The sequence below is a fragment of the Mesorhizobium sp. B2-4-12 genome, assembly GCF_006441575.1.
Lineage (GTDB): Bacteria > Pseudomonadota > Alphaproteobacteria > Rhizobiales > Rhizobiaceae > Mesorhizobium.
The window spans coordinates 34,915-59,685 of sequence record NZ_VFVC01000013.1 but is presented as its reverse complement, the minus strand read 5'-3'; the positions used below and the strand labels follow the sequence as shown (position 1 = coordinate 59,685).

General features: G+C 62.8%; 22 protein-coding genes. 13 read left to right on the top strand and 9 right to left on the bottom strand.

Annotated elements, in window-relative coordinates; all coding sequences use genetic code 11:
- Nucleotides 1-32: 32 nt before the first annotated feature.
- The 6 genes from FJ934_RS10600 to FJ934_RS10575 form a co-directional block, all read right to left on the bottom strand.
- On the bottom strand, nucleotides 33-803 hold the full coding sequence (locus tag FJ934_RS10600) for an SDR family oxidoreductase (protein ID WP_140609461.1): 771 nt from the start codon (nucleotides 801-803) through the stop codon (nucleotides 33-35).
- 13 nt (nucleotides 804-816) lie between these two features.
- Nucleotides 817-1,812: an ABC transporter permease gene (locus tag FJ934_RS10595; RefSeq protein ID WP_140609459.1), complete on the bottom strand. Its 996-nt coding sequence runs from the start codon at nucleotides 1,810-1,812 to the stop codon at nucleotides 817-819.
- 110 nt (nucleotides 1,813-1,922) lie between these two features.
- The gene (locus FJ934_RS10590) at nucleotides 1,923-2,963 is read right to left on the bottom strand and encodes a sugar ABC transporter substrate-binding protein (protein WP_140609457.1); all 1,041 of its coding nucleotides are present in this window, start codon (nucleotides 2,961-2,963) and stop codon (nucleotides 1,923-1,925) included.
- A 39-nt stretch (nucleotides 2,964-3,002) separates the two neighbouring features.
- The gene (locus FJ934_RS10585; RefSeq protein ID WP_140609455.1) at nucleotides 3,003-3,767 is read right to left on the bottom strand and encodes an ATP-binding cassette domain-containing protein; all 765 of its coding nucleotides are present in this window, start codon (nucleotides 3,765-3,767) and stop codon (nucleotides 3,003-3,005) included.
- Nucleotides 3,764-4,930, bottom strand: a complete 1,167-nt coding sequence (locus FJ934_RS10580; RefSeq protein WP_140609453.1) for an ROK family transcriptional regulator — start codon at nucleotides 4,928-4,930, stop codon at nucleotides 3,764-3,766. Before FJ934_RS10580 ends, FJ934_RS10585 begins: the two co-directional genes overlap by 4 nt.
- 271 nt (nucleotides 4,931-5,201) lie before the next feature.
- A complete protein-coding gene (locus FJ934_RS10575) occupies nucleotides 5,202-6,506 on the bottom strand; it encodes a M23 family metallopeptidase (protein ID WP_140609451.1) in 1,305 nt (434 codons plus the stop codon).
- Between the two features lie 292 nt (nucleotides 6,507-6,798).
- On the opposite strand from FJ934_RS10575, the gene FJ934_RS10570 reads away from it, so the two are divergent.
- Nucleotides 6,799-7,806: a sterol desaturase family protein gene (locus tag FJ934_RS10570; protein ID WP_181165582.1), complete on the top strand. Its 1,008-nt coding sequence runs from the start codon at nucleotides 6,799-6,801 to the stop codon at nucleotides 7,804-7,806.
- Complete coding sequence (locus FJ934_RS10565) at nucleotides 7,803-8,948, top strand: GNAT family N-acetyltransferase (protein WP_140609449.1); 1,146 nt, start codon at nucleotides 7,803-7,805, stop codon at nucleotides 8,946-8,948. Before FJ934_RS10570 ends, FJ934_RS10565 begins: the two co-directional genes overlap by 4 nt.
- Before the next feature lie 32 nt (nucleotides 8,949-8,980).
- Here the strand turns inward: FJ934_RS10565 and FJ934_RS10560 are convergent, their stop codons facing one another.
- Entirely contained in the window at nucleotides 8,981-9,448 is a 468-nt protein-coding gene (locus tag FJ934_RS10560; protein WP_140609447.1) for a peroxiredoxin, read from the bottom strand.
- Between the two features lie 95 nt (nucleotides 9,449-9,543).
- On the opposite strand from FJ934_RS10560, the gene FJ934_RS10555 reads away from it, so the two are divergent.
- Entirely contained in the window at nucleotides 9,544-12,930 is a 3,387-nt protein-coding gene (locus FJ934_RS10555) for a DUF3971 domain-containing protein (protein WP_140609445.1), read from the top strand.
- A gap of 7 nt (nucleotides 12,931-12,937) precedes the next feature.
- Here FJ934_RS10555 and tyrS read toward each other — a convergent pair whose 3' ends face one another.
- The gene (gene tyrS / locus FJ934_RS10550; protein ID WP_140609443.1) at nucleotides 12,938-14,191 is read right to left on the bottom strand and encodes a tyrosine--tRNA ligase; all 1,254 of its coding nucleotides are present in this window, start codon (nucleotides 14,189-14,191) and stop codon (nucleotides 12,938-12,940) included.
- Between the two features lie 369 nt (nucleotides 14,192-14,560).
- Here tyrS and FJ934_RS10545 point away from each other — a divergent pair, with 369 nt between their 5' ends.
- The 4 genes from FJ934_RS10545 to FJ934_RS10530 all read left to right on the top strand — a co-directional run bounded on the left by FJ934_RS10545 (nucleotide 14,561) and on the right by FJ934_RS10530 (nucleotide 18,157).
- Nucleotides 14,561-15,295, top strand: coding sequence for a glycosyltransferase family 2 protein (locus FJ934_RS10545; RefSeq protein WP_140609441.1), 735 nt, complete (start codon nucleotides 14,561-14,563; stop codon nucleotides 15,293-15,295).
- Nucleotides 15,288-15,620: a lipid-A-disaccharide synthase N-terminal domain-containing protein gene (locus tag FJ934_RS10540; RefSeq protein ID WP_140609439.1), complete on the top strand. Its 333-nt coding sequence runs from the start codon at nucleotides 15,288-15,290 to the stop codon at nucleotides 15,618-15,620. Before FJ934_RS10545 ends, FJ934_RS10540 begins: the two co-directional genes overlap by 8 nt.
- Before the next feature lie 40 nt (nucleotides 15,621-15,660).
- Complete coding sequence (locus FJ934_RS10535) at nucleotides 15,661-17,310, top strand: glycosyltransferase family 39 protein (RefSeq protein WP_181165581.1); 1,650 nt, start codon at nucleotides 15,661-15,663, stop codon at nucleotides 17,308-17,310.
- A 190-nt stretch (nucleotides 17,311-17,500) separates the two neighbouring features.
- A complete protein-coding gene (locus tag FJ934_RS10530; RefSeq protein ID WP_246671481.1) occupies nucleotides 17,501-18,157 on the top strand; it encodes a phosphatase PAP2 family protein in 657 nt (218 codons plus the stop codon).
- A 113-nt stretch (nucleotides 18,158-18,270) separates the two neighbouring features.
- Here the strand turns inward: FJ934_RS10530 and FJ934_RS10525 are convergent, their stop codons facing one another.
- The gene (locus FJ934_RS10525; protein ID WP_027042409.1) at nucleotides 18,271-18,945 is read right to left on the bottom strand and encodes an alpha/beta hydrolase; all 675 of its coding nucleotides are present in this window, start codon (nucleotides 18,943-18,945) and stop codon (nucleotides 18,271-18,273) included.
- A gap of 237 nt (nucleotides 18,946-19,182) precedes the next feature.
- Between FJ934_RS10525 and FJ934_RS10520 the strand changes: the two genes are divergently transcribed.
- The 6 genes from FJ934_RS10520 (at nucleotide 19,183) to sufD (ending at nucleotide 24,697) form a co-directional block, all read left to right on the top strand.
- Entirely contained in the window at nucleotides 19,183-20,361 is a 1,179-nt protein-coding gene (locus FJ934_RS10520; protein ID WP_140609435.1) for a cysteine desulfurase family protein, read from the top strand.
- A 241-nt stretch (nucleotides 20,362-20,602) separates the two neighbouring features.
- Nucleotides 20,603-22,120, top strand: coding sequence for a Fe-S cluster assembly protein SufB (gene sufB / locus FJ934_RS10515; protein WP_140609433.1), 1,518 nt, complete (start codon nucleotides 20,603-20,605; stop codon nucleotides 22,118-22,120).
- Nucleotides 22,121-22,128: 8 nt separating this feature from the next.
- On the top strand, nucleotides 22,129-22,368 hold the full coding sequence (locus FJ934_RS10510) for a hypothetical protein (RefSeq protein ID WP_140609431.1): 240 nt from the start codon (nucleotides 22,129-22,131) through the stop codon (nucleotides 22,366-22,368).
- 5 nt (nucleotides 22,369-22,373) lie between these two features.
- The gene (locus tag FJ934_RS10505; RefSeq protein ID WP_140609429.1) at nucleotides 22,374-22,661 is read left to right on the top strand and encodes a hypothetical protein; all 288 of its coding nucleotides are present in this window, start codon (nucleotides 22,374-22,376) and stop codon (nucleotides 22,659-22,661) included.
- Nucleotides 22,654-23,409 (top strand): Fe-S cluster assembly ATPase SufC, encoded by a 756-nt coding sequence (gene sufC, locus FJ934_RS10500; protein WP_140609427.1) that lies wholly within the window; start codon nucleotides 22,654-22,656, stop codon nucleotides 23,407-23,409. Before FJ934_RS10505 ends, sufC begins: the two co-directional genes overlap by 8 nt.
- Nucleotides 23,410-23,428: 19 nt before the next feature.
- Nucleotides 23,429-24,697, top strand: coding sequence for a Fe-S cluster assembly protein SufD (sufD, locus tag FJ934_RS10495; RefSeq protein ID WP_140609425.1), 1,269 nt, complete (start codon nucleotides 23,429-23,431; stop codon nucleotides 24,695-24,697).
- Nucleotides 24,698-24,771: the final 74 nt, after the last annotated feature.

Below are 24,771 nucleotides of genomic sequence, written 5' to 3'. Positions count from 1 at the left end.
CCGGCTTTCACGTGCAGAACCGGGCGTCAGGCTCAGGGCGGCGCCATCCGAAAATCCTTACCCTCCGGCAACAGCTGCCCGCCATCGACGACAATGGTCGTGCCGGTGATGTAGCTGGCATCGTCCGAAGCGAGGAACAGAAAGGCATTGGCGACGTCGCGCGGGCTGCCGAGCCGGCCGAGCGGGATGGAATCCTCCATGTTCTTGATATAGGCGGCGCCGCGATGCAGTTGGATGGCTTCGGTCAGGATGTTGCCGGGCTCGACGCCGTTGACGGTGATGCCGTAGCCGGAGAACTCCAGTGCCGCTGCCCGAATGAAGCCGTTGATGCCGGCCTTGCTGGCCGAATAGTGACCATGGCCGGGACTGGTGACATGCGGGCCGGTGATCGATGAGGTGTAGAGCATACGGCCGAAGCGCTGCGCCTTCATCGGCACCAGGGCCGCACGGCTGGCATTGAAGGTGCCGCGCAAATTGACGGCCATGACGCGGTCCCAGTCGTCGGCGCTGGTGTTTTCGATCAGTTGCCAGGGATAGATGCCGGCATTCTGGACGATGATGTCAAGGCGGCCGTGGCGCTCCAGCGCCAGTGCCACTGCCGCCTCGGCGTCGCGCATTTGCGAGATGTCGGTGCGGAGGAAGGGGGCTGCGAGATCATTCGCCGTCGCTTGCCCGGCCTCGGTCTCGGTGTCGGCGAGCACCAGCCTTGCCCCTTCTTCGGCGAAGCGCAGCGCGATACCCTTGCCGATGCCGCGCGCGCAGCCGATGATCAGCGCCACCTTGTCTTTCAGTCGTCCGGTCATGCGAGCCGTCCTGTCATGCCAGTCTTTGGCGAATGGTTTGCTTGAATGCGTCGAGCAGCACGGCGGCCAGCACCAATAGGCCGTGGATGACCTGGGTGAAGTTGGCCGGCAGCCCCATCAGATTGATCGCGGTGTTGATGGCCGAGAGCAGAAGCACGCCGGCATAGACGCCGGGCAGGGTGCCGACGCCGCCTTTCAGGCTGACGCCGCCGATGACGACCGCGGCAAAGGCGTTGAACAACAGGCCAACGCCAAGATTGGCGGTGGCGCCCGAGGTGCGGATCGCCAGCAGCCAGCCGGCGAGCCCGGCGATGGCGCCGGCGAGCACGAAGGCGATGATGAGGTTGCGGTTCACCCGGATGCCGGCGCGGAAGGTAGCGGTTTCGTTGCCGCCGATCATCACCAGGTGCCGGCCGAACGGCGTCTTGGCCATGATCAGCGAGAAGACGACGAAACAGGCGATGGCGATCCAGGCGGTAAGCGGCAGGCCGATCAGCCGCTGGATACCGAACCAGCGGATGGCCGGCGCCAGATCCTGCGCCGAGCGGCCGCCCGAAATGACCAGCACCAGGCCGCGCACCCAGATGTAGGACGCCAGCGTGATGATGAAGGCGCTCATCTTGACCTTGACGACGAGCAACCCGTTGAAGGCGCCGATGAGGCCGCCGACGGCCAGCGCCAGTAGCAGCGACACCGGAACCATCAGCCATTCCGGGTGCAACTGGATGCCAAGGCCGATGCCCGATGAGCAGAACAGGATGCCAACCACCATGGCGCTGAGCGCGGCAACAGATTCGACCGACAGATCCATATGGCCGGCGATGATGACCAGCGCCAGTCCGATCGACATGACGCCCAGCACGCTCGAGGCTTCGATGATGTTGGCGAAGATGCCGAGTTGGAAATAGTTCGGGATGAAGATGGAAAACACCACCAGCACGAAGACCAGCATAAACCAGACAAGGTTGTCGAGGACGAACTCCAGGGCATGGCGTGTGCGGGGGTTCATGGCATGATCCGGCTGGCGGCATGGCCCCAAATTTCAATCGGGACCGTGCACGGATTGAAGTTGCGGGGAGGTGCTCCGGGCCGTTGGCCCGGAGCGTTTCGTCATCTCACCTATTCGACGGCCTTGACGGTATCCGTCGGCGCCTTCTGGTTGCCCCAGAAGGCCGGATTGTCGACGTTTTCCTTGGTGATGGCGGCACCCGGGATCTTGATGTTCGGTCCCCAGGCTTCCTTGGTCACGACCGACTTCAGCCCGAGAACGTCATAGTCGCCGGGCTTGATCTCCTGCTTGTTGGCGACCTTGTCCATGAACATGGCGACCGCCGCTGCCTGCGCGTAGAGCGGCTGCTCGACTTCGACGTTGAGCCAGCCCTTGCGGATCAGGTCGAGGCCAACCGGCGCGCCGTTCGAGCTCATCAGCATGACGTCGCCAGGCTTCTTGCCGGCGGCCTCGAGCGAGGCGACGGCGGCGACCGATAGGTGCGCGGCGTGACTGAAGATCAAGTCGATGTCGGGATTGGCCAGCATCTGGTCGGCGACGATGGTTCCAGCATTGCTCGCCTCCCACTGCATGGCCGGCAGCGAGATGATCTTGACGTCCGGGAACGCTTTCATCTTCTCCTCAAAGCCCTTCTGGATGTCGAGCGTATAGGGATCGCCGGGATCGCCGAGCACCTGCAGGACCTTGCCCTTCACCGATCCGTTCTTCGCCTTCAGCAGTTTCTCCGCCTGGTCGGCGGCGATATGGCCGATCTCGACGGTGCCCGCCACCGAGGTGAAATCGGACGGCGTCGACGTGATCTGGCGGTCGAATTCGACCACCGGGATGCCGGCGGCACGCGCCGCCTCGATGGATGGCTTCAGCGCATTGAAATCGACCGCCGCCAGGATGATCGCCTTCGGCTTCAGTGCGATGACGTCGTTCATCTGCGACTGCTGCGCGTCGGTCTTGTTGTCGGCGTTTAGCGTCTTCATCTCGTAGCCGACCTGCTTCAGGAACAGTTCCAGCGCGGCCACGGAGCCGGTCTGGAATTCATCCAGCAATGTCGGCACCAAATAGTAGACAGTACCCTTGGACTGGGCGAATGCCGGCGTGAGCGTGGCAAAGGCCAGTGCCAGGATACCGAAGACAGCAAGAAATATTCTCTTCATGTCATTGGCTCCCTGTTAAGCCGGACCCCTCTTTGTCCCTCAGCCTGTCGGTCCGGCACCGGCAAGCGTCTCCCCGGTGATCATGTTGATCACCGCATCGGGACTTGTTTTGTTTCTGGCTACATCGCCGGCCACGACACCTTGCCGGATCACCACGATCCGGTCGGCGACCTGAAAGGCCTGCTGCATGATATGGGTGATGATGACGACTCCGATGCCCTGGCTCGCCACCTGGCGGATCATGTCGAGGCCGCGCCGTGTCTGCTCGACGCCAAGGGCGGCGAAGGGTTCGTCGAGGAGCACCAGCTTGCCGCCCCAGTGCACGAAGCGGTTGAGTTCGATGGCCTGCCGCTGGCCGCCCGAGAGGTGCTCGACATTGGTGCGCAGTGACGGAATGCGGGTGCCGGCGTTGGCCAGCGCCTTCCCGACGACGGCCTCCATGGCCCGTTCATCGAGCACGGGAATGCCAAGCACCTTCCTGGTGATCTCGCGGCCCATGAAGAAATTGGCCACCACATCGACATTGGTGCACAGCGACAGGTCCTGGTAGACGGTCTCGATGCCCGCCGCCTTGGCTTCCGCCGGGGACCTCGCAAGAAACTCCTTGCCCTCGAACAGCATGCGGCCCGAGGTCGGCTCCAGTCCGCCTGATATGATCTTGACCAGCGTCGATTTGCCGGCGCCATTGTCGCCGAGCAGCGCCACCACTTCGCCCTTGCCGATGGAAAAGCTGATCCCCTTCAGCGCTTCGATCGCGCCATAATTCTTGGTGACGTTGTCGAGCACCAGCAGGGGTTCGCTCATGCCGCGATCTCGTTTGCTGTCAGAAAATCGCGACCGCGTTCTCGCTCGGCCGCGAACATCTGGCCGAAGCGGGGGGAAAGCACTCCGGAAACCGCGAGGGCGGCGGCGCCGCGCAGCACCGAATGTTGACCGCCGCGCGCGACCATGACCCGCGGCGTCGTCCGGTCCTTGCGCGCGGAAACGGAGTTGTGCAGGCCGTTGGTGGAACCAGCCAGCCGCTCGAGCAGATCCGTGGACGCCAGCCCGCCGAGGATGACCGTTTCGGGATCGAACAGGTTCTCGATGATGGCGATGGCATTGTGAAAGATCGGCGCGACATGCGCGACCCAATCGGCCTCGCTGCCGTTCCAGCGCCGGAGCGCCTCGAGCGACAGGTATCGTTCGAGGCAACCCCGGTTGCCGCAGGGGCAAGCCTCGCCACCGGGAACGACCGGGATATGGCCGATCTCGCCGGCATTTCCCCAGGCGCCGCGCAGCGCGCCGCCGTCATGGACCATGACGCCGCCAAGGCCGACGCCGAAATAGAGGTAGTAATATTCGGAGAATTGAGCGCCGAGCCCGTAGAGACGCTCGCCCATCGCGGCCGCCGCCATGTCGGTCTCAAAGAAGGCCGGCAGCCCGGTCGAGGCCGCCAGCCGCTCGCGCAGCGCCACGTCCTTCCAGCCGGTCATGGTGGTCGGGCCGACAAAACTCATGGATTCCACACCGAACGGCCCAGGCAGCGCCATGCCGACCCCCAGAACCCGTCCGCCGACCCGCAATCTGGTCAATTCGACCACCATTGCGCCGATCAGGTCGAAGGCATGGTCCGGCGTCACATTGGGGGCTTCGCGGTAGGTGCTTTCGACCACGTCGCCGCTCAAGTTGGTCAGAGCGGCATCGATGCCGAGCGGCGTCAGGTGGATGCCGACGGCATAGCCACCTTCCGGGTTGATGCGCAGCGTCGCCGGAGGCAGCCCGCGTCCCTTGGGCTCCTCGCGCAGGGACAGGATATAGCCCTGTTCCTCCAGTTCGCGAACGATGGTCGACACCGTCTGGACGGTGAGGCCGACATGTGTGGCGATGTCGCCACGCGCAATGGGACCGTGCCGGCGGATGGACTCCAGCACGATGCGCCGGTTGTAAGGCCGCCCGAACTCCTGATTGGTCCCCCGCAATGCCATGCTTGCGCCCTCGGTTGACGCAAGGTTCGCACCAAAGATTTATTCAGTCAAATGGAATTCAAAAATAGATCGAGCCTAACACCGATGAAATGCATGTTCACCGGGGCGCGGTCGCAGTGGGGGTTGACGATACTGCCATGGTCGTGGGGCCAGTCGTCCGTCGGTCGGTCGAAACGGAGGCCGCATGGATGAGGAGTAGCCGGCTCGCCGGATTGGCCGCGGAGCGGGGCAGACTGTTCTGAATTCCCAGGCGGACGAACAGACCAGCGCCTCAGAGAAACTGTGCGACCTTCTTGCCGACTGTGAGAAAGCGCAGAGGATCAATCGCCTCGCCATTGTGGCGGACTTCATAGTGCAGGTGCGGGCCGGTCGAGCGGCCGCTGCTGCCGGTCTTGCCGATGATGGCGCCTGCGTCAAGTTTCTGGCCTACGCTGACGTCGATTTCGCTCAGATGCCCATAACGGGTCGCAAAACCGTTGCCGTGATCGACTTCCACCATGCGGCCATAACCGCCGTTCCAGCCGGCCTTGGTGACGACACCGGGCGCGGTGACCCGGGCGACCATGCCGATGGGCGCCCTGAAATCCATGCCCGAATGCAGCGCGGCGGTGCCGAGGATGGGATCGGTGCGCACTCCGAACGGGCTGGTGACGGAATGGCCGGGAGCGGGGTTGGCAAGCGGCAGCTGGCGCGCTTCCTTCTTGAGATGATCAAGCGTGTCCAGCGCTTCGTCCAGTTCCTTGACCTTGCTGTCGAACATCATTGAACTGTCGAGCGGGATCAGCGGTCCGCCGACATCGCTTTCGTTCTTGCCGAAATCGTTGTCGACCGGTAGTCCGGCCGCCTGCAGCGCCTGCTGGATGGCATCGGCGCTTCTATAGGCATTGTCCGCGAGCGTGCTGATGCGGGTGAGTTGGTCGTTCTCGATGGATTTCAGCGACTGGTTGATCGAGACGAACAGCTTGTCGGCACGATCGGCGGCTGAATCGCTGGGCAGCGGATCGGTGCGGGTCGACCACAGGGAGAACGGCCTCGTATCGGCAGCGCCCAGGTCGGCGCTCAGGCTGGCGACCGCATAATTCCGCGCCGGCTGGTTGATGCTGCCGGTCACCTCGGCGCGCTTGTCAGTCTTGGCAGCCGTTGCCGGATCCTCGGCGGGCACCGCTCCGACCTCGTTCTCGGCGCGTTCGAGCAGCGGACCGAGACGGCCGTGACGCTGGCTGAGCTGCGTCTGGCGTTCAAGCAGTTCGCTGACCTTGGTCTCCATCAATTGCTGGTCGAGAAGCTGCCGGCTGGTGATGCGGTCGACCTGCGCACGAAGCGCCGAAATGCGGTCTTCGTAGGCTTGCTGCATGCGCGCCTGGCGCGCGGTGGTGGCGCCGATCAGGTCGTCGCGCAGCACGAGATAGGACGTGGCCAGGAGGTAACCGATGGCGATGGCGGCCAGCGCGGAACCGATGAATGCCGCGAGCCAGGGTCGGATCGTGAAGTGCCTGATCTCATTGCCCCGGGCGATGATGACCGTGTGCGGTTCCTTGCGCTTGCCGAAGATTGCGGACTGACCGGTTGCGTTCACGGGACCAAGCTTTCGTCTACGACACCACGACAGCTGGATTACACATTATTAGGGTTAACAAAGGCTTGCCGGATCGAATGCGTGGCAACGAATGCACGCCGCGCGGGCGGAAGGTTGCATGAAGACCGCCAACTTGAGGCTCCGGTGTCGCGAAATCCTGGCGATCTGCACCAATGTGCTGGCAGGAAGAAGCGACTGTCGCTCGCGCGATAGGGGTTAGTTTCTTAACTGTTTTCGATTGCTTTTAGTTGACGGTTTTCGAGTAAAAGCGTGCCGGGATTTGGGATTCATCATGGCGGTGGGAATACTGAGCGATCTGGTTGGCAAGATCCTCGACAGGATTTCGGGCACTGGTCTGCTGGCGACGGGGCTTTTGCTGCTGACTGCCTTTGTCAGTGCGCTCGTGGCCTATTGGCGCACGGTCGAGAATAAGAGCTGGAAGGAGTTTTTCGAGTTCGTCATCCCGCACGAGGTCATCACCCATCCCTCGGCGAAGGCCGATCTGCTTTTCTGGGTGACGAAGAAGGCCCTGATGCCCTTCCTGATGCTGCCTGCCGGCATTGTCTTCGTCACTGCGGTTGGCTACGCAACCAACTGGCTGTTTTCGACACTCTTCCAATTCCAGCCGCCTCTGGTCGAGGGGCCGGCGGGGCCGGTGACGGTGCTGATCTTCACCATCACCATGCTGCTTGCCTATGACATTTCCTATTATCTCTATCACGTTGCCCAGCATCGCTATCCGCTGCTTTGGGAGTTGCACAAGGTGCATCACTCGGCCGAGGTGATGGTCGGGATCACCAAGGACCGGGTCCACCCGCTCGACGAGCTGATGAATCGGGCTTGGGACGGCCTCATCGTGGGAGTCTGCTTTGGCATCTGGTCGCTGATCTCGCTGAACCTTGTCGAACTGACCGTCTTTGGCGTGAACGTCTATGTCATGCGCAACATCCTGATGATGGATTTCGTCAGGCACACGCATTTCAAGATCTCGTTCGGCCCGCTCAACAATGTGATCCTGTGTCCTCATTGGCACCAGTTGCATCACAGCACCGATCCACGCCACTACGACAAGAATTTCGGCCTGCTGTTCTCGTTCTGGGACCGGCTGTTCGGAACATTGTACGTGCCGAAGCCCGACGAGGACTTCAAGTTCGGACTGATCGACCGCGATGTGCGCGATTATCAGTCGCTCGCAGGCCTCTATGTCATGCCGCTGAAGCGGATGTGGAGGCATATCGCCAGGCGCATGCGCCCTGGAAAACCACGGACCTCACGATCATCGGAAGGGACACGGCCATGAACGCTCCTCCTTTCGTGCTCGCCATCCCGCCGACACGCACCTTCGAAGTCGTAACATCGGCGGAGCGGCTTGCCGAGATCACGCCGGCCTGGAGCGCACTTTGGCGGCGCGTCGGCGGGCTGGTCTTCCAGCACCCAGAATGGATCGCGGCCTGGTGGCGCACGACCCCGCACCAGGAACTGCGCACGCTCAGGATCGGACTGGCCTGGAACGGCGACCGGCTCGATGGCGTGATTGCGCTCGCCACTTTCAAGCGCTCCGGCATCCGCATGCTCGAATGGGCGGCGAAGGATCACAGCGACTATGGCGACGCGCTGTTTGCTCCCGACAACGACCCGCAAGCGCTCTCCCGGCTCTGGCAGTATGTTCTTGATCAGGGTGGCTTCGACCTGATCTATCTCAACCGTCTGCTGCCGGATGCCAGTGTTCGTGCTCTGCTGAACCCGGCCTCGCGCCATGGCAATGCGCTACGGCCCAACCACCGCAGCGAAATCAGCTACCGTGTCGCCGGTCCCTGGCAGGGTGGGGCGAAATGGTTCGAGACGCTGTCCAAGAAGGCCCGGCAAAACTACCGTCGTGGCCGCAAGTTCATGGGGGAAGGCGGCGAATTGTGTTTCCGCCTGCTGGATGCGGACGAGCCGCGCGAGCCTGTGCTCGCGCGGGTTGCGGCGCTGAAGCGCCTCTGGCTCGCCCGGCATGGCCGCGTCTCGGACCTGTTCGATGAGGGCTCGCCCGTTCTCGCCGCGCTTGTTTCCGTGCTGGCCGAACTCGGGCTGTTGCGCATCTTCGTGCTGGAGCTTGACGGCACGATTATCGCCGTCTCCATCAATTTCGAGCAGCACGGCACGATGATGGCTTTCGTCACCACCTACGATCCCGAATACGAGCGCGCCTCGCCGGGTATGGTGCTGATGATTGACTATATCCAGTGGTCGCTCGACCGCGGCTTGGCCAAGGTTGACTTTCTCTGCGGCGGCGAGGACTTCAAGCGCCGCTTCGCCACGCAATCAGTCACGCTATGGTCGATGATGGGCGCGCGCGGTCTGCGCGGCCATCTCGCCGCGCTCGCCGATCATGCGAACCATGTTGCGAAATCCTGGCGGCCGCAGCGGCAGCCGAAGGCGGAAACACCCGACGAGTAAGGCCGGCGCGTGTGAACGTGGCATCGCCGCGCTCAAAGGGCGCGAACCGCCGCGAGCACTTCCTCGGCATGGTCCTTGACCCGGACCTTGCGCCAGATCTGGGCGATCCGGCCGTCGCGGCCGATCAGGAACGTCGCGCGCTCGACGCCCATGTATTTGCGGCCATACATCGATTTTTCGACCCACAGATGGTAGGCCTCGATCACCTTGCGCTCCTCGTCGGCGGCGAGGTCGATGGTGAGGTTGTATTTCGACTTGAACTTGTCGTGCTTCCTGACGGGGTCGGGCGACAGGCCGATCACGACGGCGCCGGCCTTCTCGAATTCCGGTTTCAGCTGTGAAAAGCTGATTGCTTCCTGCGTGCAACTCGTCGTGTCGTCCTGCGGATAGAAATAGAGCACCACCGGCTTGCCGGCGGATGCGGCAAGGCTGAGCGAGCCGCCACCATCCCGCGGCAGGTCGAATTGCGGCGCAAGATCACCCACGTCGAGGTCAGCCATACCGATGCCCTTGTTTGAGGTTACGCGCGAAGCCACACCGATATAGTGTCGACCGGGGATTCGTCCACGAGCGAATTCGTACAACGGAAGATTGCGTGGATCAGGAGCAACCGCAGCACGAAAAGATCAGGTTCCGGCGGGATGAAATCACCGACCTGGGGGCCATGCCGTCCGCGTGCCGCGTTCCGCCGCTCGGCCAGGCGTCGATCGGCCGCGGCTTCCGCATCCTTTCGCGCGTGTTCGCCGGCGCGGTCGCGCTCACGCTGCTGGCCGCGGTGGGCGTTTATCTCATAGGCCTTTCCGGCATCGGGGCAGACCGGCTGCGCATCGAGGCGGAGAGCGCCATCGAGAGGCTGGCGGGCGTCGATGTCCATGTCGCGATCGGGCCTGCTCGCATCACGCTCGACGGTTCGAGCTTCATCGCTCTCCAGGTGAGCGATGTCAGTCTGAAGGCCAGCGACGGCAACGCCATGGCCGATGCGGGGCGCGTGCGCTTCGGCGTTCGCCTTGTGCCGCTGCTATGGGGTGAGGTGCGGCTGACCAGCGCCAGGATCTCCGATGCGCGCATCGTCACGGCGGCCATGCCGTCGGGCGGCGACTGGACCGCTGAATTGCGCAATGGCGATGGGCTGATCGACCCGGAAAAACTGTCCGATGTGGTGTTCGGCAACATTGGCAATGCACTCGATGCGGTGCGCGAGGAATCGATGCATCGCATCGATCTTCACAATGTCGAATTCGTCTTGCCCGAGGCTGGTACGATCAAGTCGATCAAGGTGGCCGACGCCACCGTCGTTCAATCCGGGGCTGGCGGTATCGAGCTGTCGTCGCAGGTGGATCTGGACGGCAAGGCGGTGACCATTGCCGCATCCGCGGCACGCGATGCGATAAACAGGCGCGTAACGGCACTGGATGCCACGATCGGGATTGCCGGCGACGGCAACGAAGTCGCGGCGGCGGGTGGTGGCAAGCTGGGCGCGCTCACTCTGAAGCTCAAGGGAGCGCAAGGGGCGGGCGACACCGCCGCGCGGCTGAAGGCGTCCCTGTCGTCCACCGGCTCGGTGCTCGATCTGGGCCCGCGCGGGCTGCTGCCGGCCGATCTCGATGTCGATGCTACGCTTGTCCACGGCAGCAACAAGATTCAGGTCGACCGGCTGTTGCTCAAGACCGGTCGCTCGACCTTCGATTTCGCCGGCTCGATCGGGCCTAAGCCCTCGACTGGCGCCGCGGGCGAGGAGCCAGCCTACCGCTATGACCTGACCAGTGACGGCTCTACACTGGCGCCTTCGGAATCACCCGAGCCCGCACTGACCTTCCTCGCCCGCATCGCCGGCGTCTATCAGACGAAAAGCCACAAATTGGTGGCCGAACAGATCGCCGTCCGGTCCGCCGCTTCCAGCGAGGTGCTCGGCACCGCGGCCGTGGAATTCGTCGACGGCAAGGCTCCCGGAATCAATCTGGCGCTCAACATCCACGATATGCCGGTCTCTCACGTCAAACAGCTTTGGCCGTGGTTTTCGGCGCGCAATGCGCGGCTCTGGGTGCTGGACAATCTGTTCGGCGGCCGCGTCGTCGATGCCAACCTCCAGTTCCAGGTCGTGCCGGATCGCCTGGGCAACGGCGTGCCGCTTTCGGCGGACGAGGTGTTCGGCCGCTTCCAGATCGAAGGGTCGCGCTTCGACACGGCCGGCCGCATTCCGCCGATACGCGATGCGGTGGGCGTCGTCGGCTTCCACGGCAATGATGTCGATATCGCGCTCTCTTCGGGCACCGTCTTCATGCCCAGCGGCCGCACCGTGGCGGCGAGCAACGGCACGCTGACGATCAAGGCGGCGAACCGCCCGCCGGTCATCGGCGCGCTCGATATCGACGTCGCCGGCGATGCATCCGCCGTCGCCGAACTTGCCTCCTACGAGCCGATCAATGCCATGCGCCATGTCGGCTTGCTGCCCGAAGACCTCTCCGGCGGCGTCACCGGCCATGTCAGGGCGGACATCCCGTTGCAATTCGGCGTCGATACCTCGAAGCTCGATTGGCTGGTGTCGCTCGACTACACCGGCCTGTCGCTGGCCAAGCCGTTCGAGGGGCAGACCGTGACGGCTGCCGACGGCTCGATCACGGTCGACCCGGAAAAGGCTGTCATTTCCGCCAAGGCGTCGCTGAACGGCATTCCGGCCGAACTCGATCTCGTCGAGCCGCTGGCGGATGATGGGCCGGCGCGCAGCCGCAAGGTGGCGCTGGTGCTCGACGACAAGGTCCGTGCCGCCGCCATGCCCGGCCTGACGCCGCTGCTCGGCGGAACAGTCAAGGTCGCGATCGACAAGAGCGGCAGCGGCAACCAGAACGTCTCGGCCGACCTGACCAATGCCAGGCTGGACATTCCCTGGGCCGGCTGGAGCAAGGGGGCAGGGGTTCCCGCCAACGTCACCTTCGTCATGACCAAGTCCGGCGACACCACGACGCTGTCCGACTTCAACCTCGACGGCAAGACATTCTCCATCGACGGCGGCATCGTGTTGGTCAACGGTGCCCTGTCATCGGCAAAATTCAGCAAGGTCACCTTGAACAGGGGCGACGATGTCGCGGTTTCGGTGAAGCGATCGGGCAAGGGCTATGCGGTCAACATCAGCGGCAACGCCCTGGACGCCCGCTCGCTGATCAAGCAGTTCACCTCGGATGTGGACACGGCCACCAAGACCACCGGCGCTGACGCCATTTCGGTCAGCGCCGATGTCGATCGACTCACCGGGTTCCACGACGAGCAACTGTCCAACCTGAAGCTCGACTACAGCGCGGCCGGTTCGAGGGTGAACGGCCTCAAGGTCAGCGCCACGGCGAGTTCAGGCGCCGCCATAGCGGTCAGCAACACGACCGGCGACGGCCGGCGCGCGCTCAACGTGCAATCGGCGGACGCCGGCGCGATCCTCAGGTTCCTCAACATCTACGAGCATATGGAAGGTGGCTCGATCACGCTGGCGCTGACGGGGGCCAGCGACGGGCCGATGAAGGGCAAGGTCGACACCACCAATTTCTTCGTCGTCAACGAACCGAAACTGGCCTCCATCGTCTCGACTACGCCGGCAGGCGACAGCCGCAGCCTTAACCAGGCGGTCAAAGGCTCTCTCGACACCTCGCGGGTCAAGTTCGAGCGCGGTTATGCCGAGATCGAGAAAGGCAGCGGCTACCTGAAGCTGGCCAACGGCGTGCTGCGCGGCCCGCGCATCGGCACGACGTTCCAGGGCATCCTTTATGACCAGAACAACAATATGGACATGACCGGCACCTTCATGCCGGTCTATGGCCTCAACCGCATCTTCGGCGAACTGCCCATCGTCGGCGCGCTTCTGGGCAACGGCCGCGACCGCGGCCTGATCGGCGTCACCTACCGGCTGAGGGGCAACGCCAACAAGCCGGTGCTCGACGTCAATCCGTTGTCGGTGATCGCGCCGGGCATATTCAGATCGATCTTCGAATATCGGTGAGGGGCCCTCAGACTGGCCGCACCAGGACGTGTTTTTTCCTGCCCAGTGAAAGCTTTACCACGTTTTCCGGACTCAAATCCTGGAGTGTGACCATGCGGCGACCATCGCTGACCGACTGATCGTTCAGGCGCACGGCGCCACCCTGGATGTGCCGCCGCGCCTCGCCATTGGACGAAGCCAACCCAGCCGTGACCAGCAGCGACAGGATGCCGACGCCGGCCTCCAGAGCGGCCTTGTCGGCCTCCACGGTCGGCAATGTTTCGGCGAGCGCGCCTTCCTCGAACGTCTTGCGCGCTGTCTCTCCGGCTTGTTCCGCGGCGGCGCGACCGTGCAGCAAAGCGGTGATTTCGGTGGCGAGGATTTTCTTTGCCTCATTGATCTCGGATCCACTGAGCCGCTCGAGCCGCGCGACCTCGTCCAATGGCAATGTCGTGTAGAGTTTCAGGAAACGGGCAACGTCGGCATCCTCGGTGTTGCGCCAGTACTGCCAGAACTCGTAGGCGCTCAGCATTTCCGCGTCGAGCCAGACCGCGCCCGAGGCCGACTTGCCCATCTTGGCGCCGGACGAGGTCGTCAGCAGCGGCGTCGTCAGCGCGTAAAGCTGCGCATCCTCCATGCGGCGGCCGAGATCGATACCGTTGATGATATTGCCCCACTGATCGGAGCCGCCCATCTGCAGGCGGCAGCCGAGACGTTTGTAGAGCTCGACGAAATCATAGGCCTGCAGGATCATGTAATTGAATTCGAGGAACGACAGCGACTGCTCGCGATCGAGCCGGAGCTTGACGGAATCGAAGGCGAGCATGCGGTTGACCGAAAAGTGCCGGCCGACGTCGCGCAGGAAATTGACGTAGTTGATCTCCATCAGCCAGTCGGCGTTGTTGATCATCACCGCGTCGTTGGGACCACTGCCGAATTTCAGGTATGGCATGAAGTTGCGGCGGATGCCGGCCAGGTTGTCGTCAATGTCCTGCGGCGTCAAAAGTTTGCGCGCCTCGTCCTTGAAGGACGGATCGCCGATCATCGAGGTGCCGCCACCCATCAGCGCGATCGGCCGATGACCGGTCTTCTGCAACCAGTGCAGCATCATGATCTGGATGAGTGAACCAGCATGCAAGCTCTTGGCGGTCGCATCGAAACCGATATAGGCCGTTACCGTCTCCGTGGCGAAAAGCTGGTCGAGACCGGCATCATCCGAGGTCTGATGGATAAAGCCGCGCTCGCTCATCGTGCGCAGGAAGTCGGATTTGAAGGCGGACATTTTTTCTTTCCCGAGAGCGTCGGCGCAATCCGGCGCGGACATATGAACGCGCGCGTTTAGCACCCAAGCGCGATCAGCAAAAGTGGAATCCGGTTTTGCGCCTGTTCGCGGCACCAGGAGTTCGTGAGCAGCAAAAAATGGAATCCGGTTTTGCTGGTGCGCCGACCCGGAGTTCCCGATCAGGAAAGCGGCAACGCGATCAACCCTTGTTGAAACGGCGTAGCGCGCCATGGGGCACGAATGCTTGCTTCATCGTTTCGGCTGGCGTAATGAGGCGCCGCGCCACAAGGTTCCTGCAACCCCACGACCTCCAACGGCACCGCATGGCATCCATCGAATGCCATACCCGACGACAGAGCCCCACGCGACATGCCGGACGCATTGATATCCATCGTCATTCCTTGCAGGAACGAGGCGGCAAACCTGCCGCTGCTGATCGACGAGATCGAGACGGCGATGACCGGGCGTGATTTCGAGCTGATCATCGTCAATGACGGTTCGACCGACGAAACCGCTGCGGTGCTTGCCGAGCAGGCGGCACGTCGGCCATTCCCGGTGCGGGAATTGCGGCACCCGAAATCCGCCGGCCAGAGTCTCTCGGTGCGTTCGGGCGCCTGGGCGGCGCGCGGCGGCATCGTCGCAACGATCGACGGCGACGGACAGAACGATCCGCAATACATTCCCGTGCTCGTCGACGCATTGCGGCAGGCCGGCCCCGATTTCGGCGCCGCGCAGGGACAGCGCCTCAAGCGCCGCGACAGCAAGGTCAAGCAACTGGCGTCGCGTTTCGCCAACTGGCTGAGAAACGCCATCCTGCATGATGAGACGCGCGACACCGGCTGCGGCCTGAAAGCGGTTCATACCGATATCTTACGCAAACTGCCGTTCTTCGACGGCACCCATCGCTTCGTTCCGGCCCTGGTTATCCAAGAGGGGTATCGCGTCGTGCATTGCGACGTCATCGATCGCTCGCGCCGGCACGGGAAATCGAACTACGGCATTTTCGATCGCGGCCTGCAAGGCGTGCTCGATCTTGGCGGCGTCTGGTGGTTGCGCCGCAGGCGTCGCAGAATGCCAAAAGTAGAGGAAATCAGGCGTGGTTAACGTGTTACAGGAACTGGTAACCTGGCTTCACCAGGTTTTCATCAAGCAATTCGACGCCTGGGTTCTGCTCGGTTTCATCGCCCAGTTCTTCTTCACCATGCGCTTCGTCGTGCAGTGGCTCGCTTCGGAAAAGGCCAAGCGCAGCGTCGTGCCGGTGGCGTTCTGGTTTTTCTCGTTGTTTGGCGGCGGTCTGCTTCTGATCTACGCCATCCAGCGCCAGGATCCGGTGTTCATCGCCGGCCAGGCCATGGGCATGTTCATCTATGTCAGAAATCTCTGGCTGATCGCCAATGAGCGCAAGGCGGCTATGACCAAGGTCGATTGAGCGGCCCGTCACTTCGAAAATCCATCACAGAGGCTAAAGCATGGCGTTGAACAGGAACTACATTCTTCTCTTCCTGTTCAGCCTGCTGATGACGATGTCGGGATTGGCATCGATGCCGCCGCTCGACCGCGACGAACCGCGCTTCGTCCAGGCCACCAAGCAGATGGTCGAGAGCGGCGACTATGTCGATATCCGCTTTCAGGATGCCTCGCGCTACCAGAAGCCGATCGGCATCTACTGGCTGCAATCGGCGGCCGTGGCACTCAGCGGGCAAGGCGCCGGGGCGCCGATCTGGATCTACCGCACGGTCTCCGCGCTTGGCATCGCCATTGCCGTGCTGGCGATTGCATGGACAGGGACCAATCTGTTTGGAGCGAGTGCCGGTATTGCCGCCGGCCTGGTGATGGCCGCGATCTTCGCCACCGCTTTCGAAGGCCGCGACGCAAAGACCGATGCGATGCTGCTGGCCTGCTGCGTGGCGGCACAAGGCGCGCTGGCGCAGATCTATCTGGCATCGCGCCGCAACGAGCCGGTTGGCGGCCATCTCTGGTGGATCTTCTGGATCGCCCAAGGGGCGGCGATCCTGATCAAGGGCCCGATCGCGCCGCTGCTGTCGGCGCTGACCATCGCGGTGCTGTTCGCCTTCGAGCGTGATGGGCGCTGGCTGTCGAAGCTCAGGGTCGGGCGCGGACTGCTGCTCGTCGTGCTGATCGCGCTGCCTTGGCTCGCCGCGATTACCTGGAAGAGCCACGGCGCCTTCCTGCAGCAGGCGGTCGGCAAGGACATGCTCGGCAAGGTCGCGTCGGGCGAGGAATCGCACGGCCTGCCGCCCGGCTTCTACATGCTGACCTATTCGCTGTTCATGTGGCCGTTCGGGTTGATCGCGGTCGGCGCCGGCCTTCAGGCCCTGAACCGTCTGCGCGACGATATCAGGCTGCGCTTTTGCCTTGCCTGGTATATTCCATTCTGGCTGGTGTTCGAACTGATCCCGACGAAGCTGCCGCATTACGTGCTGCCGGCCTATCCCGGCATGGCGCTGCTGATCGGCTGGTTGCTGACGTTGCAGCCGCAGGACGCCAATGCACCGCTCAAGCGCTGGCAGCAATGGCTGTGGTGGTCGACCGCGTTTGGTCTGGTGGTGGTCAGCCTCGGCCTTGCCGCGGTCTGCATCGGAGCGCCGATTTACCTCACCCACGCTTTCTCCTGGTGGAGCATTCCGGCGGCAGCCGCCGCGCTCGGCACCGGCTATCTCGCGTTTTCCCGGCAGCTGCAGGTGCCGCTGCCCCGCATCGGCGCCGTCGCAGCTTGTGCTGGCATCACCTATGCCTTGCTGTTCGGGGTCATCGCGCCGTCGCTGAAACCGATATGGCTGAGCCCGGCGATCAAGGCGGCGGTGCTTGCCAATAAACCTTGCGACACGACGGTGCTGGCCTCGGCGCGCTACCAGGAACCGAGCCTGGTGTTCCTGGTCGGCACGAAAACGGTGCTGACGGATGTCGGCGGCGTTGCGGAACATCTGCTTGCCGACCCTGCCTGCGCGCTGGGGCTGGCGCCGATCGGCGACGAGCAGAAACTCAATGGTATGCTGTCGGTGCGAGGCAAATCGGTGAACCGTGTCGCCGAGATCGATGGCCTCAATTATTCGTCGGGAGACAAACTGTCGCTCGGCCTTTACCGTGTCGCGCAATGACTTCGATGATGGTGTCGAGTTCCCAATGCTCGTGAAATCGCGCCTACCCTTTTCTGGCAAGCTCCTGGGGGTGGGGCGGCGGTCGGTCGACAATTTTCGCGACACGATGCGCATCGCGAAGGGCCGCTTTGCCGCTCGTCCTGCCCGATACCCAGATATAGTGTGGCCGGTTTGGGCAATTGTTTGGGTCTTGCTGACGGCTGCCGCGTTCGTTCGGCTCGACACGCTGGCGGGGCAGATTCATGGCCAGTGGTCGCCCGGCGTCGGCAGGCTCGCAGAATTCCTGACGCAGTTCGCGCTCGGTGGCTGGTACCTGATCCCGTCGGCGCTCCTGCTTGTCGCGGCCAACCTGACCGATTGGCGGAGCCTTTCGCGCCGGCGGTTGATGCTTGTTTACAACTGGACCTGCCTGGCGTTTCTCGTGCTCGCCTCGGTCGGCCTGTCCGGCTTGCTGGTGAACGTCCTCAAATATGCGATCGGACGTGCCCGCCCGCTCTATTTCCAGGATTTCGGTGTTCTTGCGCTGCATCCTTTTGCCTTCGACGCCCGCTTCGCCGGATTTCCCTCCGGCCACGCCACGACGATGGGCGCCGTGTTCGGCATCCTGCTGCTCTTGTTTCCGCGGCGCTGGTATATCGCCCTGGCTGTGACGGCCTGCATCGCCTCGACCAGGGTCTTCGTCGGTGCGCACTATCCGAGCGACACGGTGGCCGGCTTCGGCCTCGGCTGCGCCTTCGCGCTTGTCTGCGGGTTGGTTTTTGCCCGCCTCGGCTTCATCTTCCGGCCGGCAGCGACGGGCCTGCCGGTCCGCAAATCGTCATTCCGGCTGGTTGCGCCAGAAAGATAGGCGGTGCCGGGCGCGTCGATGAGCGAAAAGCTTGCCTGATGTGGCCGGCACGCCCGCAAAGCAGATACCGGCGAGGCGGACATTGTCCGCCCGCCATGGCATGACCTGACGTCTTAGCGCAGCCGCTTCGGCCGAGGATCCGACAACTCGCCGGCGAGCCGCCGATCGAGATAGTCGGCACATTCCTCGATTAAAAGGTCGGCGTCATTGGCGAAGAAATGGTTGGCGCCGGGCAAGGTCTTCTGGGTGATGGTGATGCCCTTTTGCGTGTGCAGCTTGTCCACCAGGCCTTGCACATCCTTGGGCGGCGCCACCTTGTCGGCATCGCCATGGATGATCAGGCCGGATGACGGGCAGGGCGCCAGGAACGAGAAATCATAGGTGTTCGGCTGCGGCGCGATCGAGATGAAGCCTTCGATCTCGGGCCGGCGCATCAGGAGCTGCATGCCGATCCACGAACCAAACGAATAACCGGCGACCCAGCAGCTCTTGGAATCCGGATGCAGCGACTGCACCCAGTCGAGAGCGGCGGCCGCGTCAGACAATTCGCCGGTGCCGTGATCGAATTCGCCCTGGCTGCGGCCGATGCCGCGGAAATTGAAGCGCAGCGTGGTGAAATCACGCTTCTGGAACATGTAGAAGAGGTCGTAGACGATCTTGTTGTTCATCGTGCCGCCGAACTGCGGGTGCGGATGCAGGACGATGGCGATCGGCGCGCTCTTTTCCTTGGAGGGCTGGTAGCGTCCCTCCAGACGGCCGGCCGGACCGGTGAAAATGACCTCAGGCATGAAATACTCCACTTGGTATACGAATGCGCGGCGCCCGGAACGTGTCTTCCTCTGGCCTTGACGCAGGGCGAGCGTCTTCCTAGAAGCTAGTTTAGAACTATTCAAAACTAAGTGGCCAGGCGTCGAGCCTGGCTACCGCGCCGCAAGCCGCGTAAATAGGACGGCTCGCCTTGGAATTTCAAGGAAATAACGCCATACGACAGCGGAATGGCTTCTGAAGGGACCGACTGGACGAAAATGGCCGCAAAACGCGCCTATCTCGACTACAATGCCAGCGCTCCGCTGCTCGCGGCGGCACGCGAGGCTATGGTCGCGGCGCTGGACGTGACCGCCAATCCGTCCTCGGTCCACGCCGAAGGGCGCGCGGCGCGACGCCTGATCGAGACTGCGAGGCGTGAGGTTGCGGCGCTGGTGAATGCCAGGCCCGAGCATGTCGTGTTCACCTCCGGCGCGACCGAAGCGGCCTCGACGCTGCTGACCCCGGACTGGCAGATGGGGCGTGGCAGCGTTCGCATGAGCCGGCTTTACGTGTCGGCGGCCGACCATCCCTGCCTGTTGAATGGCGGGCGCTTCCCGGCAGCGCAGGTGACGCGCATCGGCGTCGATGCCAGTGGCATTGCCGATCTTGTCGCCTTGGCTACCGCGCTTGACGCTCACGACGAGGCCGATGGCCTGCCGCTGGTGGCGATCCATGCCGCTAACAACGAGACCGGCGTCATCCAGCCGATCGATCGTATCGCAGGGATCGTGAAGGCCGCGGGCGGCGTTCTCGTCGTTGATGCGGTTCAAGCCGCGGGCCGTGTTTCAATCGATATGTCAGCGGGTTACGCCGATTATTTGATTCTGTCTTCGCACAAGATCGGTGGCCCCAAGGGCGTTGGGGCCATTGTCGCCGCCGCCGATCTGATGATGCCCAAGCCCCTGATCAACGGTGGAGGCCAGGAAAAGGGCCACCGCGGCGGAACGGAAAACCTCGCCGCCATCGCCGGTTTTGGCGCGGCCGCGCGTGAGGCTTTGGCCGAATTGCAGGCTATGGATGCGGTGCGACAGCGCCGTGACGAGATCGAGGCCATCGTGAAAACGCTGGTGCCCGAGGCGGAAATCTTTGGAACCGGCGCGCCAAGGCTTGCCAACACGACATTCTTCGCTATTGCGAACGTCAAGGCGGAAACCGCGCAGATCGCTTTCGATCTGGCCGGTGTGGCGCTGTCGGCCGGCTCCGCCTGCTCGTCGGGCAAGGTCGGGCCGAGCCATGTGCTGAAGGCAATGGGCTACGGCGACAGTCTCGGCGCCTTGCGCGTGTCGATCGGTTCGGCGACGGGCGCCGAGGACATCGAACTGTTCCGCGCCGCGCTGGCGGGGATCGCCGCGCGCCAAGCCGCCAGAGACAAGGCGGATAGGGATAAAGCCGCGTAGCGGTTGGGAGCATCGGACCGAAAAGTGCGTAGCGGTTTTCGGGAAAATCCGATGTTTGGGTAACGTATTCGGGCCTTCGGGCCTGGTAGAGCCGTGCGTTTCATGCTGGCCGGGTGAATTTCCGGTCGAAGCGCACTATATGAAACTACGCTGCCGCGAATGCCCCTTTTGGTGTCCATTTCGGCGGTGCCATAGTTTGAAAACTGTCGGGCCTTGACCCCGGCGTGGATGGAGAACGCTTATGCCTGCTGTGCAGGAGACGATCGATCGAGTCCGCAAGATCGATGTCGACCAGTATAAATATGGATTCCAGACCGAAATCGCTGTCGACAAGGCCCCCAAGGGCCTGAGCGAAGACATCATCCGTTTCATTTCGGCAAAGAAGGACGAACCGTCCTGGATGCTGGAATGGCGCCTGGAAGCCTATCGCCGCTGGCTGACGCTCGAGGAGCCGACCTGGGCGCGCGTCAACTATCCCAAGATCGATTTCCAGGACATCTATTACTACGCGGCGCCCAAGAGCACGCCCGGCCCGAAGTCGCTGAGCGATGTCGATCCCGAACTGCTGAAGGTCTACGAGAAGCTCGGCATTCCGCTGAAGGAGCAGGAAATCCTGGCTGGCGTCCAGAAGACCGATGCTTCCGAACTCGAGGAAGTCAGCGACAATGTCTATAAATCGGGCCGCGTCGCGGTCGACGCGGTGTTCGATTCCGTCTCGGTCGTCACAACCTTCAAGAAGGAGTTGGCGCAGGCCGGCGTTATCTTCTGCTCGATCTCGGAAGCCATCCGCGAGCACCCCGAACTGGTACAGAAATATCTGGGCTCGGTGGTGCCGACATCCGACAATTTCTACGCCACGCTGAATTCGGCTGTCTTCACCGACGGCTCGTTCGTCTTCGTGCCCAAGGGCGTGCGCTGCCCGATGGAGCTGTCGACCTATTTCCGCATGAACGAGAAGAACACCGGCCAGTTCGAGCGCACGCTGATCATCGCCGAGGAGGGGGCCTACGTCTCCTATCTCGAAGGCTGCACGGCGCCGCAGCGCGACGAGAACCAGCTTCACGCCGCTGTCGTCGAACTGGTGGCGCTCGACGATGCCGAGATCAAATATTCGACCGTGCAGAACTGGTACCCCGGCGATGCCGAGGGCAAGGGCGGCATCTACAATTTCGTCACCAAGCGCGGCGACTGCCGTGGCGACCGTTCGAAGATCTCGTGGACGCAGGTCGAAACCGGCTCGGCCATCACGTGGAAGTATCCGAGCTGCATCCTGCGCGGCGACGATTCCTCGGGCGAATTCTATTCGATTGCGGTGTCGAACGGCTATCAGCAGGTCGACTCGGGCACCAAGATGATCCATCTCGGCAAGAACACGTCGAGCCGCATCATCTCCAAGGGCATCGCTGCCGGCTTCTCGCAGAACACCTATCGCGGCCAGGTCTCGGCGCACCGCAAGGCGACCAACGCCCGCAACTTCACCAATTGCGACTCGTTGCTGATCGGCGACCAATGCGGCGCGCACACCGTGCCCTACATGGAAGCCAAGAACTCGACGGCGCAGTTCGAGCACGAGGCGACGACGTCGAAGATTTCCGAGGACCAGAAGTTCTACGTCATGCAGCGCGGCATTCCGGAAGAAGAGGCGATCGCGCTGATCGTCAACGGCTTCGTCAAGGACGTCATCCAGCAACTGCCGATGGAGTTCGCGGTGGAGGCGCAGAAGCTGATCGGCATCTCGCTGGAAGGAAGCGTGGGCTAGTCGAGAATATGCTGAAGTTCCTGGGAAACATGCTACTTGGTGCCTTGGCGGTAGCGCTGTTCCTTGCGGTCGCCGGTGCCGTGTTGGCGCTCGTCGGCTCTATCGGCGACCTTCCGGTTCTGAAGCAAGTCGGCGGCTCGCTATCCGTCTTGGGAGTGTCCTGCTTTTTTGCTGCCTTTTTAGTGTTGGGCCTTGTTAACCGGATGAGACCAATGGGGCAGCACAAAGTCGATGGCGGTGCTGGGTGATATCGATGAGCGCGCCCATTCTCAGAGAGGACATCTGGTTTGCCGTCCGCTGGCGGCGACTTTGGGCTGTTCGCCGCGAGGGCAACATCGCCATGGCGAAGTATGCCGGGGCGACCGTCGTCTCGGCATTTGCCGGCATCCTGCTGGCCGCCTTCGTCAACCTCTATGTCGGCCTCGCCGTCTTCGCTATCGCCTTCGGCCTGTCCTTCTGGTGGTTCAAGGCGCTGCAGCGCCGTCACACCGATTACTCCATCACTTACGACGACTATTTCAGAGAAAAGAACAATGCTTGAGATCAAGAACCTGCATGCCCGCATCGTCGATGACGGCACCGAAATCATCCGCGGCTTGAACCTGACGGTGAAAGCCGGCGAGGTCGCCGCCATCATGGGCCCGAACGGCTCGGGCAAATCGACGCTGTCCTACATCCTGGCGGGGCGAGAGGACTATGAGGTGACGGAGGGCGACATCCTCTACAACGGCCAGTCGATCCTCGAAATGGATCCGGCCGAGCGCGCTACTTCCGGAATCTTCCTCGCCTTCCAGTATCCCATGGAGATACCGGGCGTGGCGACCATGGAATTCCTGAAGGTGGCGATGAACGAGCAGCGCAAGGCGCGCGGCGAGGAGCCGCTGAAGATCCCGGAATTTCTCAAGCGCGTGAAGGAAGCCGCCGCCTCGCTCAACATGGACATCAACATGCTGAAGCGGCCGCTCAACGTCGGTTTCTCCGGCGGCGAGAAGAAGCGCGCCGAGATCCTGCAGATGAAGCTTCTGGAGCCGAAACTCTGCGTGCTCGACGAGACCGATTCCGGCCTTGACATCGATGCGCTGAAGATCGTGTCCGACGGCGTCAACGCGCTGCGTTCGCCCGACCGGGCCTTCCTGGTCATCACCCACTACCAGCGTCTGCTCGAGCACATCGTGCCCGACAGCGTACACGTGCTCTACAAAGGCCAGGTCATCAAGTCGGGCGACAAGTCGCTGGCGCTCGACCTCGAAGCCAACGGCTATGCCGGCGTGATCGGCGAAGCCGCGTGAAATGGCGGAGGCAAGACTGATGAACATGCACGCACAACCGCAGCGGACACCGGCCGAGACAGCGTTGATCGACGCGTTCGGCGATCGGCTGTCGCTGCTGCCGGGTGACGGCGCAGTGATGCTGAAGCGCGACGACGCTATCGAGGCGATCAAGCACGGCCTGCCGACGCGGCGCGTCGAATCCTGGCACTACACCGATCTGCGCCGGTTGTTGAACACGGTTCCGGATTTCGATCCGGCCGCCGCGGCGAAAGCCATTGCGCCAATCGTTGAAGGCTCGACGGTTCTGGCCATGCTGAACGGCGCGTCGAGCGCCAAGGCGCCCGTCGTCGAGGGCGTCAGCGTGCAACGCCTATCGGAAAAGCTGACCGACGGTAGCATTGCGCCGGGCCTCGCTCCCTATGGCAGCGACGACGCTATCGGCGCGCTGAACACGGCCTTTGTCGCCGACGGTTATTTCATCGATATTGCCGACGGCGCCGAGCTGGAAAAGCCGCTCGAATTGCAGAATTTGCAGGCAGGCGGCCAGACCCATGTGCGTTTACCTGTACGCGTCGGCGCTGGCGGCAAGGCAGTTATAGTCGAGCGTCAGGCAGGTGAGGGCGTGGCGCTGGTCAGCTCGGTGAGCCAGCTCGTGCTCGGCGAGGGCGCCGAGGTGACCTGGCTGATCGTGCAGGAGCAGCCGGACACGGCCACGCATCTGGCGCAGTTCAAGGCCCATATCGGCAAGAACGCGAAGCTGACGCTGTTCGTCATGAACGCCGGCGGCAGATTGGTGCGCCAGGAGATCGTGATCAAGACCACCGGCGAGGGCGCCGACTTCAAGTTGCGTGGCATCAATCTGTTGGCGGGCGACACACACACCGATGTGACGATGGTGCTCGACCACGCAGTCCCGCATACGACATCGACGGAAGTGATCCGCAATGTCGTCACCGGCAAAGCGCGCGGTGTCTTCCAGGGCCGCATCAACGTCCATCAATATGCGCAGAAGACCAACGCCAAGATGGCCTGCAACACGCTGCTTCTGTCGGACGATGGCGAGTTCTCGACCAAGCCCGAACTCGAAATCTTCGCCGACGACGTCGTCTGCGGCCACGGCGCGACGGTCACCGAGATCGACCACGACCATCTGTTCTACCTGATGGCGCGCGGCGTCGACGAGAAGACCGCACGGGGCCTTCTGGTGAAAGCGTTCGTCGCCGAGGTGATCGAGGAGATGGATGACGAGACGATCGTCGAGGCGCTGGAAGCGCGGCTCGATGAATGGTTCGTGACACACGGGTAAGCACTCTTCCTTCCCCCTTTGTGGGAGAAGGTGGATTGGCGCGAAGCGCCGAGACGGATGAGAGGTGCTGGACG

Bases quoted from the DNA above. Each gene is read 5' to 3' on its own strand.
- FJ934_RS10600 (WP_140609461.1), bottom strand. From the start codon at position 803: ATGACCGGACGACTGAAAGACAAGGTGGCGCTGATCATCGGCTGCGCG.
- FJ934_RS10595 (WP_140609459.1), bottom strand. From the start codon at position 1,812: ATGAACCCCCGCACACGCCATGCCCTGGAGTTCGTCCTCGACAACCTT.
- FJ934_RS10590 (WP_140609457.1), bottom strand. From the start codon at position 2,963: ATGAAGAGAATATTTCTTGCTGTCTTCGGTATCCTGGCACTGGCCTTT.
- FJ934_RS10585 (WP_140609455.1), bottom strand. From the start codon at position 3,767: ATGAGCGAACCCCTGCTGGTGCTCGACAACGTCACCAAGAATTATGGC.
- FJ934_RS10580 (WP_140609453.1), bottom strand. From the start codon at position 4,930: ATGGCATTGCGGGGGACCAATCAGGAGTTCGGGCGGCCTTACAACCGG.
- FJ934_RS10570 (WP_181165582.1), top strand. From the start codon at position 6,799: ATGGCGGTGGGAATACTGAGCGATCTGGTTGGCAAGATCCTCGACAGG.
- FJ934_RS10565 (WP_140609449.1), top strand. From the start codon at position 7,803: ATGAACGCTCCTCCTTTCGTGCTCGCCATCCCGCCGACACGCACCTTC.
- FJ934_RS10560 (WP_140609447.1), bottom strand. From the start codon at position 9,448: ATGGCTGACCTCGACGTGGGTGATCTTGCGCCGCAATTCGACCTGCCG.
- tyrS (WP_140609443.1), bottom strand. From the start codon at position 14,191: ATGTCCGCCTTCAAATCCGACTTCCTGCGCACGATGAGCGAGCGCGGC.
- FJ934_RS10545 (WP_140609441.1), top strand. From the start codon at position 14,561: ATGCCGGACGCATTGATATCCATCGTCATTCCTTGCAGGAACGAGGCG.
- FJ934_RS10535 (WP_181165581.1), top strand. From the start codon at position 15,661: ATGGCGTTGAACAGGAACTACATTCTTCTCTTCCTGTTCAGCCTGCTG.
- FJ934_RS10525 (WP_027042409.1), bottom strand. From the start codon at position 18,945: ATGCCTGAGGTCATTTTCACCGGTCCGGCCGGCCGTCTGGAGGGACGC.
- FJ934_RS10520 (WP_140609435.1), top strand. From the start codon at position 19,183: ATGGCCGCAAAACGCGCCTATCTCGACTACAATGCCAGCGCTCCGCTG.
- sufB (WP_140609433.1), top strand. From the start codon at position 20,603: ATGCCTGCTGTGCAGGAGACGATCGATCGAGTCCGCAAGATCGATGTC.
- FJ934_RS10510 (WP_140609431.1), top strand. From the start codon at position 22,129: ATGCTGAAGTTCCTGGGAAACATGCTACTTGGTGCCTTGGCGGTAGCG.
- FJ934_RS10505 (WP_140609429.1), top strand. From the start codon at position 22,374: ATGAGCGCGCCCATTCTCAGAGAGGACATCTGGTTTGCCGTCCGCTGG.
- sufC (WP_140609427.1), top strand. From the start codon at position 22,654: ATGCTTGAGATCAAGAACCTGCATGCCCGCATCGTCGATGACGGCACC.
- sufD (WP_140609425.1), top strand. From the start codon at position 23,429: ATGAACATGCACGCACAACCGCAGCGGACACCGGCCGAGACAGCGTTG.